Source organism: Blastomonas aquatica, assembly GCF_014639875.1.
Lineage (GTDB): Bacteria > Pseudomonadota > Alphaproteobacteria > Sphingomonadales > Sphingomonadaceae > Blastomonas > Blastomonas aquatica.
Genome location: NZ_BMGD01000001.1, coordinates 720,958 through 739,490, shown reverse-complemented (window position 1 = coordinate 739,490; position 18,533 = coordinate 720,958). Strand labels below are relative to the sequence as shown.

Annotated in this window: 17 protein-coding genes, 1 tRNA gene and 1 pseudogene; 10 read left to right on the top strand and 9 right to left on the bottom strand. The window is 63.4% G+C overall.

Annotated elements, in window-relative coordinates; genetic code table 11:
• Nucleotides 1-110 precede the first annotated feature (110 nt).
• A complete protein-coding gene (pdeM, locus tag IEW00_RS03470) occupies nt 111-827 on the bottom strand; it encodes a ligase-associated DNA damage response endonuclease PdeM (protein WP_188513101.1) in 717 nt (238 codons plus the stop codon).
• An 80-nt stretch (nt 828-907) separates the two neighbouring features.
• Here pdeM and trhO point away from each other — a divergent pair, with 80 nt between their 5' ends.
• Entirely contained in the window at nt 908-1,729 is an 822-nt protein-coding gene (gene trhO, locus IEW00_RS03465) for an oxygen-dependent tRNA uridine(34) hydroxylase TrhO (RefSeq protein ID WP_188512926.1), read from the top strand.
• 84 nt (nt 1,730-1,813) lie between these two features.
• Here trhO and IEW00_RS03460 read toward each other — a convergent pair whose 3' ends face one another.
• On the bottom strand, nt 1,814-2,920 hold the full coding sequence (locus IEW00_RS03460; RefSeq protein ID WP_188512925.1) for a fatty acid desaturase family protein: 1,107 nt from the start codon (nt 2,918-2,920) through the stop codon (nt 1,814-1,816).
• Between the two features lie 177 nt (nt 2,921-3,097).
• On the opposite strand from IEW00_RS03460, the gene IEW00_RS03455 reads away from it, so the two are divergent.
• The 5 genes from IEW00_RS03455 (at nt 3,098) to galE (ending at nt 9,362) form a co-directional block, all read left to right on the top strand.
• Complete coding sequence (locus tag IEW00_RS03455) at nt 3,098-4,258, top strand: N-acetyltransferase (protein WP_188512924.1); 1,161 nt, start codon at nt 3,098-3,100, stop codon at nt 4,256-4,258.
• A 144-nt stretch (nt 4,259-4,402) separates the two neighbouring features.
• Nucleotides 4,403-5,704 carry a UDP-glucose dehydrogenase family protein gene (locus tag IEW00_RS03450; RefSeq protein ID WP_188512923.1) on the top strand — a complete coding sequence of 434 codons (1,302 nt, stop codon included), beginning with the start codon at nt 4,403-4,405 and terminating at the stop codon, nt 5,702-5,704.
• 26 nt (nt 5,705-5,730) lie between these two features.
• On the top strand, nt 5,731-6,879 hold the full coding sequence (gene wecB, locus IEW00_RS03445) for a non-hydrolyzing UDP-N-acetylglucosamine 2-epimerase (RefSeq protein WP_188512922.1): 1,149 nt from the start codon (nt 5,731-5,733) through the stop codon (nt 6,877-6,879).
• Between the two features lie 94 nt (nt 6,880-6,973).
• Entirely contained in the window at nt 6,974-8,359 is a 1,386-nt protein-coding gene (pgmG, locus tag IEW00_RS03440) for a phosphoglucomutase/phosphomannomutase PgmG (protein ID WP_188512921.1), read from the top strand.
• A 10-nt stretch (nt 8,360-8,369) separates the two neighbouring features.
• Complete coding sequence (gene galE, locus IEW00_RS03435) at nt 8,370-9,362, top strand: UDP-glucose 4-epimerase GalE (protein WP_188512920.1); 993 nt, start codon at nt 8,370-8,372, stop codon at nt 9,360-9,362.
• A 15-nt stretch (nt 9,363-9,377) separates the two neighbouring features.
• On the opposite strand, the gene IEW00_RS03430 is transcribed toward galE, so the two are convergent.
• Genes IEW00_RS03430 through IEW00_RS03415 form a run of 4 tightly spaced genes read right to left on the bottom strand, consistent with a single transcriptional unit; the run spans nt 9,378 to nt 14,489 of the window.
• On the bottom strand, nt 9,378-10,796 hold the full coding sequence (locus IEW00_RS03430) for an alpha,alpha-trehalose-phosphate synthase (UDP-forming) (protein ID WP_188512919.1): 1,419 nt from the start codon (nt 10,794-10,796) through the stop codon (nt 9,378-9,380).
• Nucleotides 10,793-12,619 carry a glycoside hydrolase family 15 protein gene (locus tag IEW00_RS03425; protein ID WP_229736783.1) on the bottom strand — a complete coding sequence of 609 codons (1,827 nt, stop codon included), beginning with the start codon at nt 12,617-12,619 and terminating at the stop codon, nt 10,793-10,795. The genes IEW00_RS03430 and IEW00_RS03425 overlap by 4 nt, the downstream gene beginning before the upstream one ends.
• Nucleotides 12,616-13,371, bottom strand: coding sequence for a trehalose-phosphatase (gene otsB / locus IEW00_RS03420; protein WP_188512918.1), 756 nt, complete (start codon nt 13,369-13,371; stop codon nt 12,616-12,618). Before otsB ends, IEW00_RS03425 begins: the two co-directional genes overlap by 4 nt.
• A gap of 47 nt (nt 13,372-13,418) precedes the next feature.
• Nucleotides 13,419-14,489 carry a DNA topoisomerase IB gene (locus tag IEW00_RS03415; RefSeq protein ID WP_229736782.1) on the bottom strand — a complete coding sequence of 357 codons (1,071 nt, stop codon included), beginning with the start codon at nt 14,487-14,489 and terminating at the stop codon, nt 13,419-13,421.
• Between the two features lie 158 nt (nt 14,490-14,647).
• On the opposite strand from IEW00_RS03415, the gene IEW00_RS03410 reads away from it, so the two are divergent.
• On the top strand, nt 14,648-14,989 hold the full coding sequence (locus tag IEW00_RS03410; RefSeq protein ID WP_229736781.1) for a SemiSWEET family sugar transporter: 342 nt from the start codon (nt 14,648-14,650) through the stop codon (nt 14,987-14,989).
• A 54-nt stretch (nt 14,990-15,043) separates the two neighbouring features.
• Here IEW00_RS03410 and IEW00_RS03405 read toward each other — a convergent pair.
• The 3 genes and pseudogenes from IEW00_RS03405 to IEW00_RS17575 all read right to left on the bottom strand — a co-directional run.
• A tRNA-Leu gene (locus tag IEW00_RS03405) sits at nt 15,044-15,130 on the bottom strand.
• Nucleotides 15,131-15,265: 135 nt separating this feature from the next.
• On the bottom strand, nt 15,266-15,889 hold the full coding sequence (locus IEW00_RS03400; protein WP_229736804.1) for a thioredoxin: 624 nt from the start codon (nt 15,887-15,889) through the stop codon (nt 15,266-15,268).
• A gap of 159 nt (nt 15,890-16,048) precedes the next feature.
• Nucleotides 16,049-16,144, bottom strand: a pseudogene (locus IEW00_RS17575) (MJ0042-type zinc finger domain-containing protein); the annotation flags it as partial.
• Nucleotides 16,145-16,377: 233 nt separating this feature from the next.
• On the opposite strand from IEW00_RS17575, the gene ftsE reads away from it, so the two are divergent.
• The 3 genes from ftsE to IEW00_RS03385 are packed head-to-tail and all read left to right on the top strand — an operon-like array spanning nt 16,378 to nt 18,532.
• Nucleotides 16,378-17,109 carry a cell division ATP-binding protein FtsE gene (ftsE, locus tag IEW00_RS03395; protein ID WP_188513097.1) on the top strand — a complete coding sequence of 244 codons (732 nt, stop codon included), beginning with the start codon at nt 16,378-16,380 and terminating at the stop codon, nt 17,107-17,109.
• Entirely contained in the window at nt 17,109-18,005 is an 897-nt protein-coding gene (locus tag IEW00_RS03390; protein ID WP_188512916.1) for a cell division protein FtsX, read from the top strand. Before ftsE ends, IEW00_RS03390 begins: the two co-directional genes overlap by 1 nt.
• Nucleotides 18,002-18,532, top strand: coding sequence for a YdcF family protein (locus IEW00_RS03385; protein WP_188512915.1), 531 nt, complete (start codon nt 18,002-18,004; stop codon nt 18,530-18,532). The genes IEW00_RS03390 and IEW00_RS03385 overlap by 4 nt, the downstream gene beginning before the upstream one ends.
• Nucleotide 18,533: the final 1 nt, after the last annotated feature.

Here is an 18,533-nt window from a genome sequence, read left to right as displayed (position 1 = left end):
TCTTGACGCTTACGTTAAACCAAATCGGCCCTAATTCCAGCGATTGCGCGGGTCCCACGCAAAAATGCAGGGGATTGTCGCAAAAACGCAACACCCAGCCAGAAAGCGCCTTAGCCGCGCAAATCTGCCGTTTTTTGCAAGTTGAACGCCAAGGCCTTGCTTTCCGTAGCGACAACCGCCTGGGGGGTGTCACCCATGACCCGCAAAATGGCAGGGTCGCCTGCGTCCATCCCTCCGGTCAACGAGCCGAAGGCGGGCAGGATCAGCCGCTTCGAACAGCGCACAAAGCAGGGCCGCGAGACCATCCGGCCGCGCAGACGGACCCGCAACCGGGGATGAAAATGGCCTGAGAGCTCGGGCGCGCTGCTATGTGATTCGGCGCTAGATCCAGCGCAAGTTTCGGCCCAGGTTTCGGCGCGGTGGCGCAGCGCCAGCCCGCCCAGCACCGCCTCGTCCACGACTTGTCCGCCAAAGCCCGCATCGAGCTCGCTGTCATGGTTTCCGGTGATCCAGTGAAGGGCGACACGCTGCGACAGGCTTTCCAGCCGATCGGCGAGTGCACGATCGAGCCGCTGCGCGCCCCGGCTGTCGTGGAAATTGTCGCCGAGGCACCAGAGGCTGGTGGCTCCGCACGCCGCGATCGCGGCTTCGAGCCGGTCTAGCGTCGCGGCGCTGTCATAAGGCGGCAGCATCTGCCCCGAGGCTGCATACCAGCTCGCCTTCTCGAAATGCAGATCGGCAACGAACAACGCCCGCTGTGCCGGCCAGTACAGACCGGCGCGGTCGACGATCGTGAAATCCTGTCCGGCGAACGAAAGGTGAACCATGTCCTCGCCATGCCGCAGTGTGGTCCGGCTTGCAAGCAGGACCATTGGCATCGGGGGGCGCAGTGGCTTATGGGCAAGCTATGACCGACTTTGCCGACCTTGCCGACTATCCCGTGACCGTTGCCGCGCTGTATCACTTCGCGCGGATCGAGGACCCTGCCGCTGTGCGCACCCCGGTGGAAGCATTGTGCGCGCAGCACGGGCTGTGCGGAACGCTGCTGCTGGCGCATGAGGGCATCAACGGCACGATCGCAGGACCCGCCGAGGGTGTCGAGGCGGTGATTGGCACTATCCGGAGCCTGCCGGGGTTCGACGCGATCGAGGTCAAATATTCGGGCGCGCGCTCCGCGCCTTTCCGCAGGATGAAGGTGCGGCTGAAACGCGAGATCGTCACCATGGGGGTACCGGACATCGACCCCGTCCACGGCCAGGGGGCGTATATCGATCCAGCCGACTGGAACGCGCTGATCAGCGATCCCGATACCGTGGTCATCGACACTCGCAACAGCTTCGAGGTCGAGCAGGGCAGCTTTGCCTATGCGATCGACCCTGGCACCGAGCGGTTCAGCGAATTTCCCGCGTGGTTCGATGATCAGGCCAAGGACTTGCGCGAATCGGGAAAGAAGATCGCGATGTTCTGCACCGGCGGCATCCGCTGCGAGAAGGCGACGGCCTATGTCCGCGCGCAAGGTTTCGACGAGGTCTACCACCTCAAGGGTGGCATTCTCAAATATCTCGAGGAAGTGCCTGCCGACGAGTCGCTTTTTTCGGGCGGCTGCTTCGTGTTCGACGAGCGGGTGGCGTTGGGTCAGGGACTTGCGGTGCTGGGCGATCCGGTCGCGCCCGAAATGGTGGATCGCAAACGCAAGCCCCGCAAACGGGGCGTGGGTTCGATCGACTGACCGTTCTCCGGCGAAAGCCGGAGTCCAGGAGTCAGATAGTGCTGCAGCCGCCCTGGATTCCGGCTTTCGCCGGAAAACAGCAGACTATCGCGAACTGTTGGTGCGAAACGTGCTGCGAACGAGCCGACCGATCAAACCTGACAGGCTGCGATAGTTCGCCAGCGCATACGTCGATGAACCCAGTTCGCGCGACAGCCGTCGGTGCGCCTCGGGCAGCGCGTGATAGGGCACGCCGGGCAGCAGGTGGTGCAGCGCGTGATAGCGCAGGCCCACAGGCGCCCACAGTTCGGGCAGCAGCCCGGGCGGCGGCACGTTGACGCTGTCGAGATATTGCGCGGTGACGCTCATCACCTGCTCCTCGTTCTCCCACAGATGCGCGACGAGGGTACGGATCTGGTTAAGCACCATCGTCCCCGATGCGACCGCAAGGCCGATCAGGAAGGCGCGCATTGGGATGGTCCCGGTCGCGACCAGCGCGATCAGGCTCATCGCCCACGCGCTCGCCAGCACCTCGAGCACCAGCCAATGGCGGCGCGCCCGACCTTCGGGCATTACCCGGCGGAAGGCAGGGTTGATCACCAGTCCCGAATAGCGCTCGACGACGATGCGGCGCAGCGGCGCGATCAGCGCCGACAGCGGCGAGAGCACGCCATAGCGGATGATCAGGCCGACAGGTCCAAGCGCCGCGACCGCAACGAATAGCGGCACCGTCCACGGCTTCATCAGCGCGAGCGGAAGATATTCAGGATCCTTGGCGGTGCCATAGCGGGTGCGCTGATGGTGCAGATTGTGCACGCCTTCGTACATGAAACTGGGGATCAGCAGCGGGATGCCTACAAAAGCGTTCCACCCGGCGTTGAAGCCGGGGACCGCATCGGGCCGCAAATGGGTGAGTTCGTGGATAAAGCTGCCGGCGCGGTACAAGGCCAGAACCGCGATCACGCCGCTGAGCAGCGCAAGCGCCAGGCTTGGCGCCAGCACTGCCCCGGCAAACGCACCATAGCCGATCGCGACCGAGGCCAGCAGATCCGTCCAGTAGATCGCCGGACGCGCTGCGTTGAGATCACGTGTCAGCGTTGCGGCTGCACGGATCATCTGCATGTCATCGGGAACCTGTCCGACAACCCGAGCGCTGGTCGTACCGTGCGCGCCGGAACCATCCGCGCCGGTCAAAGGAAAGCTGCTTGCCATAAATATCCTGCTTGTGATTGCCTGTATTAGCCTGATCAAGATGGCAGCAACATGGCAACATCTGGCCCGCATTTCCTTGACACAGATCACGGGCAGACGACAAAGAACGCTTCGAACAGGGCTTGGTCCGATCGAGGCGCGGCCTGATCAAGGTGTGGCCCATACAAGGAAACGGTGTTGACGAACCCAGGTGAAATAAGGGTCAGCCCGGTCAATGACAAGGCGGGGCTCAAGGCATTCATCGAAATTGCCTATACGCTGAATGCATCGGACCCGAACTGGGTGGCGCCATTGCGCGCCGAAGTGCGCGAGATGTTCGATCCGGCGAAGAACCCGTTTTATGGTCATGCGACCGTCCAGCCGATGATCGCATTGCGCGGCGGCAAGGTGGTGGGCCGGATTTCTGCGCACATCGACCACCTGGCTCTTGCCCAGCCGGTCGAACAGGGCATGGGCCCCGGCACCGGCAATTTCGGCATGTTCGAGGCGGCTGACGGTGACGTGGCCGCGGCGTTGATCGCAGCTGCCGAAAGCTGGCTGCGCGAGCAAGGAATGACCCGCGCGCTGGGGCCGATCAGCCTGTCGATCTGGGATGAGCCGGGGCTGCTCACCTCCGGATTCGAGACCCCGCCGATGGTGATGATGGGGCATCACAACCGCGCCTATCGCGGCTGGATCGAGGCGGCAGGCTATAGCGTCGCCAAGAAGCTGCTGACCTATGAGCTGCCGATCGTCGAGGGGTTTTCGCCGCTGATCCAGCGGATCGTCGCCACTGGCCGCCGCAATGAGCGGATCCGCCTGCGCAAGGTCGACAAGAGCCGGTTTGACGAGGACGCCGCGATCATCCTGGAGATCCTCAACGAGGCCTGGGGCAACAACTGGGGCTTTGTGCCGATTACCGATGCAGAGGTTGCCTATATCGGCAAGAAGCTGCGCCCGCTGGTCCGCGAGGACCTGATCATGATCGCCGAATATGACGGCAGGCCGGTCGCCTTCCTGATGACGCTGCCAGATATCAACGCCGTGATCGCGCCGCTCAAGGGATCGCTGCTGCCGTTTGGCTGGGCCAAATTGCTGTGGTGGCTGCGCAACTGCCGCTCGCCCAGCGTGCGGGTCCCGCTGATGGGGGTGCGCACCGAACTGCAGAACTCGCGCCTTGCCGCGCAGATGTGCTTCATGATGATCGAGACGATCCGGGTGGAGGCTGTCGGCAAATATGGCGCGGTGCGCGGCGAGCTTGGCTGGGTGCTGGAAAACAACCAGGGGATGGTCGCGATCGCCGATGCGATCGACAGCAAGGTCAACCGCGAATACCTGATCTACGAAAAGGCGCTCTGATCAGGGTGGAGCGCGGCTTCGGCCGTTCAGATCATTGCAACATTCTGCCGCTATCAGGACGCATCGTGACCCGATCCTTGAAAATTTGACGCCCGCCATGGCGGCAACTAGACGGGGCAAAGACGCTCTGGAGCTTTTCCTGACATGAAGATTGCAATGATTGGTTCGGGCTATGTCGGCCTGGTATCGGGCGCCTGCTTCGCCGATTTCGGCCATGACGTGGTGTGTGTCGACAAGGATCCGGCCAAGATCGAATCGCTGCTTGCCGGCATCATGCCGATCTTCGAGCCGGGCCTCGAATCCTTGGTCGCCAAGAACGTGCGCGCAGGACACCTGTCGTTCTCGACCGATCTGCCCAGCAGCGTCGCCGATGCCGATGCGATCTTCATCGCGGTGGGCACGCCTTCGCGGCGCGGCGATGGCTTTGCCGACCTGAGCTACGTCCGCGATGCCGCGCGCGAGATCGCCGAATCGATTCAAAAGCGCTGCGTGATCGTTACCAAGTCGACCGTTCCGGTGGGCACCGGCGACGAGGTCGAGAAGATCATTCGCCAGATCGCGCCCGATGCGCAGTTCGAGGTGGTCTCCAACCCCGAATTCCTGCGCGAGGGCGCCGCGATCGGCGACTTCAAGCGCCCCGACCGCATCGTCGTGGGCACCGAGGTCGAATGGGCGCGCGACTATATGCGCGAGATCTACCAGCCGCTCTATCTCAACGAATCGCCGATCCTGTTCACCTCGCGGCGGACGTCCGAGGTGATCAAATATGCGGCCAACGCGTTTCTCGCGACCAAGATCACCTTCATCAACGAGATGGCCGACCTGTGCGAGAAAGTGGACGCGAACATCCAGGACGTATCGCGCGGGATCGGGCTCGATGGCCGCATCGGCTCGAAGTTCCTGCACGCTGGCCCCGGCTATGGTGGCAGCTGCTTCCCCAAGGATACGCTGGCGCTAATGAAGACCGCGCAGGACCATGAGGCCCCGCTGCAGATCGTCGAGGCGGTGGTGCGGGTCAACGACCTGCGCAAGCGGGCGATGGCGCGCAAGGTGATCGCGGCGATGGGCGGCGATGTCGAGGGCAAGCGGATCGCGCTGCTCGGCCTGACCTTCAAGCCCAACACCGACGACATGCGCGATGCGCCCGCAATCGTGATCGCACAGGGGCTGATCGATGCCGGTGCCGAGGTCGTCGCCTATGACCCCGAGGGGATGGAGGCCGCCGCCGCGCTGATGCCCGGGGTAACTATGGCCAAGAACACCTATCAGGCGCTCGATCAGGCCGATTGCGCGGTGATCGTCACAGAATGGGATGTGTTCCGCGCGCTCGACCTGCCCCGTGTGCTTCGCACAATGCGCGGCGATACGCTGGTCGACCTGCGCAACATCTACAAGCCAGAGCAGGTCAAGGCTGCGGGCTTCACGTATGTCAGCGTCGGTCGCTGAAGCCCGATCGACCGCAGGAGACAGCGATGGCCAAGCGCATCATGGTGATCTTCGGCACCCGGCCCGAGGCGATCAAATTGTTCCCGGTGATCGCGGCGTTGAAAGAGGCTGACGGGCTCGAGCCGATCGTTCTGGTCACCGGCCAGCACCGCGAGATGCTCGATCAGGTGCTCGAGATCGCAGGATTGGTCCCCGATCATGACCTCGCCTTGATGCAGCCGGGGCAGAGCCTCGACGAGATCAGCGCACGGCTGCTCACCGGCATCGGCGGCGTGCTCGATTCCGAAAAGCCCGATATGGTGATCGTCCAGGGCGATACCGCGACCGCAATGTGCGGTGCGCTCGCGGCCTATTACCGCAAGCTTCCCGTCGCGCATGTCGAGGCCGGCTTACGCTCGGGCAACATCTATCACCCCTGGCCAGAAGAGGTGAACCGCAAGATCATCGGCGGTTTTGCCGATCTGCATTTCGCCCCGACCGAAACCGCCGCCCATGCGCTGCGCCGCGAGGCGGTGGCCGACGACAAGATCCTCGTCACCGGCAACACCGTGGTCGATGCGCTGCACTGGGTCACGGCCCGGCTGGCCGAGGATCCGTCGCGCGCGGCCGTGATCGCGCCGGTCGAGGCGCGCTTTGCCGGTAAGCGGATCATCGGCGTCACCACCCACCGGCGCGAGAATTTCGGCAGCGGTATGGACGATATCGCGCATGCGATTCGTGACCTGGCGGCGCGCGACGATGTCGCGATCATCTTCCCGGTGCACTTGAACCCGCAGGTGCGCGCCGCGATGCTGCCGATCCTGGTCGGGCTGGACAATGTCGCGCTTCTCGAGCCGCTCGACTATCTCAACTTCACCCGGCTGCTGCAGATCGCCGACCTGATGCTGACCGACAGCGGCGGGGTCCAGGAGGAAGCGCCCGCCTTGGGCAAGCCGGTGCTGGTGATGCGCGACACCACCGAGCGGCCCGAAGGCGTCGTTGCAGGCACAGCCAAGCTCGTCGGTACCGACCGCGCGACGATCGTGGCCGAGGCGACCCGGCTGCTTGATGATTCCACAGCTTATGCCGCCATGGCGCAGGCGCACAATCCGTTTGGCGATGGCCACAGTTCGGGCCGGATCGCCCGGGCCATCAGCGGTTGGTTCAGCGCGCCGGAGCGCCACCAATCCAATTGAGTTTGCCGCGCTTTGCCGATAGTGCCGCAGCAACGGTTCGCGCCCCAAAACGTCTTATGGCTGACACGCCTGACATTTCCGGAAGACCATCCCCATGACCCATCAGTTCGATCCCACGACGTTGCGCGAATACGATATCCGCGGGATCATCGACGAGACACTGAGCGACGCCGATGCCTATGCGATCGGCCGCGGCTTTGCGACGCTGATCGCGCGCGCGGGCGGTACCTGCGTCGTCGTCGGCTATGACGGCCGGGTGAGCTCGCCGGTGCTCGAAACCGCGCTGATCAAGGGCCTCAACGACAGCGGCATCGATGCGATCAGCGTCGGCATGGGCCCCACCCCGATGCTGTATTACGCCGAGGCGGTGCTAGAAGAGGCGGATGGCGGCATTCAGATAACCGGCAGCCATAATCCCGCCAATTACAATGGCTTCAAGATGGTCTTTCAGGGCCGTCCGTTCTTCGGCGCGGATATCCGCAAGCTGGGCGAGATGGCCGCGAGCGGTGATTGGGACGCCGGCACCGGGACCCGGCGTCAGATCGACATTCTGGACCGCTATATCGACCGGCTGGTCGAGGATTTCGGCGGCACCGCGGCACGGGTCGGCTGGGACTGCGGCAACGGCGCAGCGGGCCCGGCGGTGGAACTGCTGGTCAAGCGTCTCCCGGGCGAGCACTTCACACTGTTTACGGAAGTCGACGGCAATTTTCCCAATCATCACCCTGATCCCACCGAGGAAAAGAACCTCGCCGACCTCAAAGCGCTTGTCGCCGAGAAGAACCTCGATTTCGGAGTGGCTTTCGATGGCGATGGCGACCGGATCGGCGCGATCGACGGCCAGGGCCGCGTGATCTGGGGCGATCAGCTGCTGAGCATTTACGCCGAAGCGGTGCTGAAAGACATTCCCGGCGCGACGATCATCGCCGATGTGAAGGCCAGCCAGGCGCTGTTCGACCGGGTCAGCGAACTGGGCGGCGAGCCCTTGATGTGGAAGACCGGGCACAGCCTGATCAAGTCCAAGATGAAGGAAACCGGATGTCCGCTGGCGGGCGAGATGAGCGGCCACGTCTTCTTCAAGCACCGTTATTACGGCTTTGACGATGCGCTGTATGCTGCGGTCCGGCTGATCGAGGCGCAGACCCTGCTCGGCAAGTCCGTAACCCAGTTGCGCGGCGAGATGGCACCGATGATCAACACCCCCGAGATGCGCTTCCAGGTCGACGAGACCCGCAAGTTCGCAGTGGTCGAAGAGGTGCTCGCGCGGCTGTCGGCCAGCGGCGCGACCGTCAACGCCACCGATGGTGCGCGGGTCAATACCGATGACGGATGGTGGCTGCTGCGTGCATCGAACACGCAGGACGTTCTGGTCGCTCGCGCCGAAGCCCGCGATGCCGCAGGGCTCGAGCGGCTGATGGCGCAGATCGACGAGCAGCTCGCGGCCTCAGGCCTCGTCCGCGGCGAGCAGGCCGGGCATTGAGCACCAGACGATGACCGCTCCCGACAACTTCAAGCGCGATCACACCATCCTCGTCACCGGCGGTGCGGGTTACATCGGCAGCCATGCCGTGCTTGCGCTGAAGGACTCGGGCTGGAAGGTCGCGGTCATCGACAATCTGGTCACCGGTTTTCGCTGGGCGGTGCCCGATGATGTGGCATTTTATGAAGGCGACATCGCCGATGGCGACCTGGCGGCCCGGATCATCGCTGAGCAGTCGATTGGCGCGATCCTGCATTTTGCAGGCTCCGTCGTGGTGCCCGAATCGGTCAGCGATCCGCTAAAATACTACAGCAACAACACCGTCAAAAGCCGCGCATTGATCGAAGCGGCGATCACTGGCGGCGTCAAGCACTTCATCTTCTCATCGACCGCAGCGACCTATGGCACCCCCGAAGGCGATGGCCCGATTGCCGAATCCGATCCGCAGGTGCCGATCAATCCTTATGGTACATCCAAGCTGATGACCGAATGGATGCTGCGCGATTGCGCCGCGGCGCATGATTTCAATTACTGTGCGTTGCGCTATTTCAATGTTGCAGGCGCCGATCCGCGCGCGCGCGCGGGCCAATCGACAGCCGGGGCGACGCATCTGATCAAGGTCGCGGTCGAAGCGGCCTTGGGCAAGCGTGAGACGGTCGCGGTATTCGGCACTGATTTCGACACGCCTGACGGCACCGGGGTGCGCGATTACATCCATGTCAGCGATCTGGCGCATGCGCATGTGCTGGCGCTCGAGGCACTGATCGCCGAGCCCGCGCAATCGCACACGCTCAATTGCGGCTATGGCCATGGCTATTCGGTGATGGAGGTGCTCGATGCGGTCGACCGGGTCACCAATCGCAAGATCGAGCGCGTGCTCTCGGGCCGCCGCGCTGGCGACCCCGCCTCGCTGACCGCCGACAACACCGCGATCCGCACGCGTTTCCGCTGGACGCCGAGCTACGACGATCTCGACACCATCGTCACCCACGCGCTCGCCTGAGCGCAAGCTGGGCGGTTAGGGCTTGCTCGAAGCCAGCGCAAGCTTGGGACGGCTTTCCTGAGGTTCCTCGCCCGATAGCGCCTCGATGAACTTTTCGCTCCACCAGCGCACGTCTTCCTCGATCACCGACTTGAGCATTGCCGCGTGGCGCTCCTTGCGCTCTTCCAGCGGCATCGTCAGCGCACGGGCGATCGCGTCGGCCATGTCCTCGCTGCTGTGCGGGTTGATGATCAAGGCAGCATTCAGCTGCACCGACGCGCCGGCAAAACGCGACAGCACCAGCACGCCAGGGTCTTGCGGATCCTGCGCGGCGACATATTCCTTAGCGACGAGGTTCATGCCGTCGCGCAACGGCGTGACCAGCCCGACCCGCGAGGCCCGGTAGATGCCAAACAGCTCTTCGCGGGCATAGCCCTTGTTGACATAGCGCACCGGAACCCAGTCGATCGAGGCGAACTCGCCGTTGATCCCGCCCGACAGGCTGTTGAGATCGGCGCGGATCTGCTGATAGCTCGCGACATCGCCGCGCGAGGGCGGCGCGATCTGCAGCATGAAGACCTTCTCGCGCAGGTCGGGCCGGGTGTTGAGCAATTGCTCATAAGCCAGGAACCGCTCCTGCAGACCCTTGGAGTAATCGAGCCGGTCGACCCCGACGATCACCTGCCGCCCGACCGCGCTGGTGATCAGCCGCTGCTCGGCCTGCAGCGCAGCCTCGGTACCTTGGGCGGACATGAATTCGGTCGCATCCAGCCCGATCGGGCAGATCAGCAACCGGGTCATCCGTCCATCAAGATGCGCAAATTCCCCCTCGATCCGGGCATTGAGATGTGTGGTGATGTAGTCGATGAACGAATCGCGCCATTCGGCGGTGTGAAAGCCGATCACGTCATAGCTCAGCAGGCTGGCGACCAGCTCGCGATGGTTGGGCAGCGAGACCATCAGGCTGGCGGGAGGCCAGGGGGTGTGCAGGAAAAAACCCAACCGATTGGCAAAACCCCGGTCGCGCAGGCCCTTGCCCAGCGGCATCAGATGGTAATCGTGCACCCAGATCAGGTCGTCGGGCTCGAGCAACGGAGCCACGGTGTTGGCGAAGCGCGCGTTGACCCGCGCGTAGCCGCCTGCAAAATCGCGCGCGATCTCGGTCAGGTCGAGCCGGTAGTGAAACAGTGGCCACAAGGTGCGGTTGGCAAAACCGTTGTAGTATTCATCGATGTCCTGGGCTTCGAGGTCGATCGTCGCAGTGGCCACGCCTGCTTCGCGCCGGAATGTGATCTGGCCGGAGAATTCATCGGTTTGCTCGCCCGACCAGCCGAACCAGATTCCGTTGCTCGTCCGCAGCGCTGCCGAGAGCGCGACTGCCAGACCGCCCCGGTTGGAGTTTTCGCCGGCCTGCGCGGCCTGCACCCGGTTGGATATGGCGATCAATCGGCTCATCGTGCGTCGCTCCAGGGCCGCGAGAGCATGCCTGCGCACTGGATCAGCCCAACCAGTGAATAGGTTTGCGGATAGTTGCCCCACAGAGTGCCGGTGCGGGGATCGATATCTTCGGACAGGAGCCCGGCAGGCGTCCGCCGGCTCAGCATTTCCTCGAACAGCGCTCGGGCATCGCGGTTGCGCCCCGTCGCATGCAGCGCCTCGATCAGCCAGAAGGTGCAGACGTTGAACGCGGTTTCGGGCAGGCCGAAATCGTCCTCCTCGGCATAGCGCAGCATATGGCTCCCCCGGCGCAGGCCCTCTTCGATCGCCGCCAGCGTGGTGATGAAGCGCGGGTCATCTGCCTGGACGAACTTGAGGTCGAGCAGCTGGAGCAGGCTGGCGTCGAGCGTCCGTTCGCCCAGCACCGCCGAATAGTGGTCACCGTCGTGGCTCCAGGCGTTCTGGTCGATATGGGTGCGGATCGTGTCGGCGCGATGCTGCCAGAACTTTGAAGCATCGCTGCGGCCGATCGCGTTGGCGGCATTGGCCAACCGGTCGCACGCGGCCCAGCACATCGCGACCGAATAGGTATGGACATGCGCACGCGTGCGCAACTCCCACAGCCCGGCATCAGGCGTATCGTACATCTTGAATGCGCGGTGGCCGATCGCCTCGAGCGCCTCGAAATCCTGCACCGTGGCGGTACGCAGCAGCCGCTGGTCAAAGAACGCCTGCACGCTCGACAGGACGATCTGGCCATAGGCGTCGTGCTGGATCTGCTCGTAGGCCTGGTTGCCGCAGCGCACCGGCCCCATCCCGGCATAGCCCTTCAGCGCGGGCATGATGTGTTCCTCGATCTGCGCCTCGCCGCCGATGCCATAAAGCGGCTGGATATGCCCCCCACGCGCGGCATCGACGATGTTGCGCAGGTAGTGCAGGTATGATTCAAGGACGTCGAGCGCGCCCAGCCGGTTAAGCGCTTGGACGGTGAAATAAGCATCCCTGATCCAGCAGAACCGGTAATCCCAGTTGCGCCCCGAATCGGCGTGCTCGGGCAGCGATGTCGTGAGCGCCGCGACGATCGCCCCGGTCTGCTCGTACTGGCACAGTTTGAGCGTGATCGCCGCGCGGATCACCGCCTCCTGCCATTCGAGTGGCAGGTGAAGACCGCGGACCCAATGCTGCCAGGTCGATACGGTCTTTTCGAGCATCGCCTCGAGCGTCGCGCCCAGATCGGCGTCGAACCCCTCATCGGGGCCGAAATAGAAATATAGGTCGCTTTCAACCCTGAACATCGTCTCGTCCCTGATCCACCCCAATGGGGCATTGCAGGTCAATCGCTGGGTATGGTCATCGAGGATATAGCGTATGTGATTGGAGCCCGACGTCTGCACCGGCTTGCCTGCGCCCCAGTTGTGCGCCGGCCGCAGTCGCACGGTGATCCGCGGTGACCCGCTGATCACCCGGATGATCCGGGCGATCGCCATCGGGCGGAACATTCGGCCATGGCGCTGATAGCGGGGCATAAAATCGACGATTTCGATAGCATTGCCGCCCTCGCTGCTCATCCGGGTGACAAGCACCGGCGTGTTGCGGATATAACGCTGCTCGATCCGGCTGCAGCCCTCGAGCAAAATGTCCCAGAAGCCGTGATCCTCTTCGGGCTCGAGCAGCGAGCAAAACACCGGATCGCCATCGAAACGTGGCAGGCAGCCCCATGTGATCGCCGCCTTGGAATTGACCAACGCCGCGATTTCGCAATTGCCGATCGGCCACAGGTTCATGCCATCGGGATCGACGAAGCCGGAAGTTGCCAGGCCGGGTTCGGGCACAGCGCTCATGCGGCAATCTCGCCGATCCGGGTGAGCACAGAAGCGACATCTGTGAGTTGCTCGTCGGAATGGTCTGCGGTGCGCGGCCCTACGCTGATCGCGGTTCCACCCAGCGCCTGAACCGCGTGAAATGCGGGAATATCGGTCAGATCATCGCCGATGAAGATCGGGGTGCTGCCCTGAAAGCGATCAAGCGCCATGATGGCGCGCACAGCATCGCCCTTGTCCGAGCCACGCGGTCGCAGTTCGAATACCATATCGCCTTGCTGCACCAGCAGATCGCACTCCTCGGCCATCGTTGATGTCCATGCCGCAACCCGGCGCTTGTGGTGCGTGCCCAACCGATAATGCACCGCAAGACCAAAGGTTTTCTCCTCGATCACCACCCCCGCGGTATCGCCGAACTGTGCTGTCGCGAGGGACGCAAGCCGGGTGAACAGATCGGTATGCACCGGACCGTCCACAGCGCCTTCGACCTTGAGCTCCTGGCCGTGGCTCCCGGCAATCACCATATCGGGCATCGCGCCCGGCCATAAATCTTCGAGCTGTGCAAGCGACCTGCCGCTGACAATCGCGACCCTGCCATCCAGCCGTCTGGATACCCCAGTGATCACATCGACCAGTTCGGGGCCGACTTTGACCGCGTCGGGCGTGCTGCGGATATCGACCAGGGTTCCATCGAAGTCGATCAGCAGCGCGGTGCGCATATGGGGCCGCCGTTCAAGGTCGATGGTGGTAATCTGCGCAGGGCTGTCTCGCACGCGTAAGGGTCTCCCGATGGCTGGTGTCCGATGATGAAGGATATCTCCTACCCACGCTTTGTCGTCGGTTTCGTTCCTTGTTTTCCTTGGTTTTCGGCGGCTCGCAGCAGGGCTAGCACCTGCTCCTCGGCATCTTCGCCGGCCATTTTGGCAAACAGCGCCTGGTCGATGCTGTAGGTATCGAACACCGCTGGATGGATATAGGATTTGCGGCAGATCGTCGGTGTGTTCTGCAAGGCCTGAGATGCTGCCAGCACTGCCAGCTTGATTGCGGCAGCAACCTTGGGAGGCTCTTCGAGCTGATGCAGTTCCGCCAGCGCGACCGCTGCGGTCACCGTACCGCTCCAGGTTCGGAAATCCTTTGCTGAGAAATCTTCGCCGCCGATCTCGCGCAGATACCCGTTGATGTCGTCCGACGTGATCGCGCGGACGGTGTCGCCATCGAGATAGCGGAACAGCTGCTGGCCGGGCAGGTCCTGAAGCCCGCGGATCACCCGCGCCACGCGGCGGTTGCGCAGTGAAACATCCCATTTGCGCCCGCCCTTGCCGGCAAAACGAAAGCGGATGGTCGATGATTCGAGCGAGACATGGCGATGACGTAACGTCGTCAGCCCATAAGATCGGTTCTGCTGGGCATACATCGCGTTGCCAATCCGGATCGCGGTCGAATCGAGCAGCAGGATGATCGTCGCGATCACGCAGCGCCGCGATGTGCTGCGCGCGCGGAGATCGGCATCGAGCTGGGCGCGGATCGCCGGCAGCGCTGCGCCAAACAGCGCCAACCGTGAAAACTTGGCCTGGTCCTGCGCGGCGCGGTAATCGGGATGATATCGATATTGCTTACGATTGCGTGCATCACGCCCGGTCGCCTGGACATGCCCGTTGGGCTTGGGGCAAATCCACACATTCTGATAGGCAGGTGGGATCGCCAGCATTCGGATGCGATCGAGCGTCTTGTCATCCTTGATCAGCGCACCATCGGGCCGATGATAACTGAACCCACGCCCGCGCTTGACCCTTGTGATCCCGGGCGTGTCATCCTGCGTATAGACCAGGCCGCCTTCAAGCACCGGCACCGCTGCGGGATCGCCGAGCCCATCCTTATCGTCTCGCGCCACCGTATCATCACTTTCACATGCTGCCCCATATCACTTCGCCGGTCAGAGCGTTGATTCCGGTGGGCAGGTACCATTATTGGCACTCTACGCGCGTCATCGGGCAACGCTCCCGCGCGGTAAGCCACGCGCGTCTGGCCCGGACGCATATTCTGCAACCGATGCACGAAACCCGCAGCGCGCAGGCGCGTACAGCCGATATGACAATCGACTGGATTAGCGTGGCAGGAACCATCGGAGCGGTGGCATCGGTTGCCAGCTTCACCCCGCAGGCGTGGAAGATCATCCGCGACCGGTCGACCAAGGGCCTGTCGCTGGGCATGTTCGCGCTGACCTGCCTTGCGTTTGCCGCCTGGACGACGTTTGGCGTGCTCAAAGGCGAATGGGCGCTGATCATACCCAACACGATCTGCCTGGGCTTCGCGCTGTTCATTCTGGGCATGATCGCCCTTCCTGAACGCAAGACCGAGGAAGTCGCCGAAACGCTAGACCCGGTCACCTGACCAAGAGTTTAGCTCATATCCGGGGTGTTTGGCGGATCATTCCGGCCGGGTGACTGGTGCGGTCAAGAAGACTCGAACTTCCACGGGCTTTCGCCCACAACGACCTCAACGTTGCGCGTCTACCAATTCCGCCATGACCGCACAGTCCAGCAATTTTGCGGGATTTACGACGGAACAAAGCCCGCCTGCCCGCTTGGCAGGCCGCGCCATTAGCAAAGCGCTTGACGCATAGCAACACGGATTATCCCGAAGCGGTGGTCCCGCGACAGCGGGTGGTCAACGGCGCTTGGCCCAGGCGATCTCTGCGGAGCTTGCTGAGCGCGGAACATCGACCATGGCCTGCCGGAAATCGGCCGATTGTCCGGGCTGCAACGTATCAACTGGCGGGTTGATTATCCAGTTGAACACCACCCGGTCCTGGGAATCGCGCAGCACCACCAGCATCGGCGGTACGTCCTGCGCCGACTTGCTGAGATTGCGGATCGTGCCCGAGGCCGAGAAATATTCGGTACCGTTGGGCAGCGTCCGCCGCTCTTGCTTGGCTGGGGGGAAATCGATCTGGAGATCAGGTTCCACCTCGGCAAATGGCAAAGTGTAGTCGGTCACTACCCCGGGAAGCCCGAAGGTATAGATCGCCGCAGCCGTGCCAGATGCCACCAGCGCAAATGCGACCGCGCCAATCATCCAAAGTTTCGCCGGATTGCGACGCGGGCGGAATGGCGGCTCGTGGCTGAAGCTGCTGGGACGCTCAGCCAGCGCATCATCGGCATAGCTTGCGACGATCGGACGGCTAACCTGCGGTACGGGCCGCGGCAATGGCGGCAGATTGGGCTCGGGCTCAGGCTCGGCGGCGAAGGGCGCGGGAGCCGGGGTTGGCGCAGGATCCGGGGCGGCTGCCACGGTAGGTGCAGGTTCAGGCTGAGCAACAGGCGCGGGTGTAGGCGTGGCTGGAGGCGGTGGCGGTGGCGCAGCAGATTCGGCTTGAGGCGCAGCAGCAGGCGCAGGTTCGGGTGTTTCGGCAGGGCGCGCGATATCCGGGCCGTGCTGGAACCAGCTATGGGAGCATTTGGCGCACCTGACCGATCGGCCGTCGATACCGATGGCAGTGTCCGGGACCGCATAGCGGGTGTTGCACGCGGGGCACGCAATAATCATGCTCGGTTTCTAACCACGCCGGACGAATCGCCGCAAGGGCCTTGCATCGCCTGCAACCTCGCGCTGGCTCTTTTTCCACCGGAGTTTGGCCGCACTGTCGATTTTTCAACGGGTTGGCCTTGGGACAACCCGCGTTGTCCGTTGGTGCCGAACAGCCGATCCTGAGTCGATGCGCATTCCGGTTGCCTGCCGCAGCCACCGCGCGCTATCGCCATGCGATGAACAGCGCGTCCATGGATAGCATCGTCCAGTTCGAGAATGTGGGCCTGCGCTACGGCACCGGGCCCGAGGCGCTATCCGACCTCAGTTTCACGCTGTTTTCCGGCCAGTTCTACTTCCTCACCGGCCCCTCGGGCGCAGGTAAATCGTCGCTGCTCAGGCTGCTGTATCTCGCGCAGCGCCCCAGCCGCGGGATGATCCGATTGTTCGACAGCGATCTGGTGACGTTGAGCCGGGACCGCATGCCCGGATTCCGCCGCCGCATCGGGGTCGTGTTTCAGGATTTCCGGCTGGTGCCGCATCTTTCGGCGTTTGACAACATCGCGCTGCCGTTGCGCATCGCGGGGATGCGCGATGCAGATCTCGCCACCCCGGTGCGCGAGATCCTCGATTGGGTCGGTTTGAGCGCGCGCGGCGATGCGCTGCCTGCAACTTTGTCCGGCGGCGAGCAGCAACGTGTCGCCATCGCCCGCGCCGTGATCACCCGGCCCGACATATTGGTAGCCGATGAGCCCACCGGCAACGTCGATCCCGAAATGGCGGTCAAACTGCTTCGGTTGTTCGAGGCGTTGAACCGGATGGGCACCACGATCATCGTCGCGACCCACGATATCCACCTGATGACCCGGATCAAGCGCGCGCAGATGATGCGGCTCGAAGGCGGGCGTTTGTTCGACCCGACCGGTGCCTTGCGTTATCCGCCCAAACCCTCCGATCTGCGCGGTTGGGAAGAGGACAAGGGCTGATGCTGGGCGCATTTTTCCCCACCCGCCACGATCGCAGGCTGATCCCGCAGGCACGGCTGACCGGGCCGATGCCGTGGGTGATCGCGGTGATGCTGTTCCTCACTTTGCTCGCAGCCGCTGCCGCGCTCGCACTGGGCAGCGCGGCAGACCAGATCAACGCCGATCTTGCCGGGCGCGCTACGGTTCAGATCGTCAACGCCGACAGCGATGCCCGTCAGCGCCAGGCCAGCGCCGCAGAGGCGGTGCTGCGCTCCGATCGTGCAGTGGCCGTCGTCACCCGGGTCAGCGATGCCGAAGTACGGTCGCTGCTTTCTCCCTGGTTGGGCAGCAGCGCGTTGAGCGACGACATCCCCCTGCCCAGCCTGATCGATGTCGATTTCCGCCGGAACGCGAGTGACGCAACACTCGGCCGATTGCGCGATGCGCTGGCTGAAGCGGCACCCGATGCACGGATCGATGCGCACGGCCAGTGGCTGCGCCCGGTGTTCGAACTGATCGGCACGCTGCGCTGGCTGGCGATCGCGCTGGTTGTGTTGCTGGCGCTGGCGAGCATAGCCTCGGTGATGCTGTCGGCGCGCAGCAGCTTTGCCGCGCATGCCGAAACGATCGATATCATGCACCTGCTGGGCAGCACCCATCAGCAGATCGCGCGGCTGTTCCAGCGCCGGATCGCGCTCGACGCGGCGCTGGGCGCATTGATCGCCTGCCTGCTCGCTGCCCCAGTGCTGTGGCTACTGGGCCGGGCGGCAACGAGGCTCGACTCGGGGCTGGTATCTGCCGGATCGTTCGGGCCTTTCGACTGGCTGTTGCTTGCAACCGTGCCGATTGCAGGTATTGCGCTTGCAGTGGTTACCGCGCGCATGACGGTGCTTGGAGCGCTCAGGAAAAAATTGTGATTGTCCGCCTTTTGTCATCGGTGTTGCTCGCGTGGATCCTGGGATTTGCCTGGTTTGCGATCCTGCTGCCGCAGCCGCTCGGCGCGTTGCAGACCGATGCGGTGGTGGTGCCGACCGGGGGCCCCTTGCGGATCGACCGCGGGCTCGAGGCGCTGCGCAACGAATGGGCAGACCGCATGTTGATCTCGGGCGTCGATCGCGATGTCCGCCCGGCCGAACTCAGCGCGCAATATCCCGGATCCACCCAGCTGTTTGATTGCTGCGTCGACCTTGGCTTTCGCGCTTATGATACCCGCTCCAACGGGATAGAAACGGCACGCTGGGCCGAGCAGCGCAAGGTGACATCAGTTCGGTTGGTCACCACCGACTGGCACATGCGCCGCGCCGAATACGAGCTGCAACGCGCACTTCCAGACAGCATCGCGATCTACACCGATGCGGTGGCAAGCAAGCCCAGCCTGATGACGTTGTGGCGGGAGTATAACAAGCTGGTGGTGCGCTGGCTCGCGGGGCTGTTCGGGGTTTGAC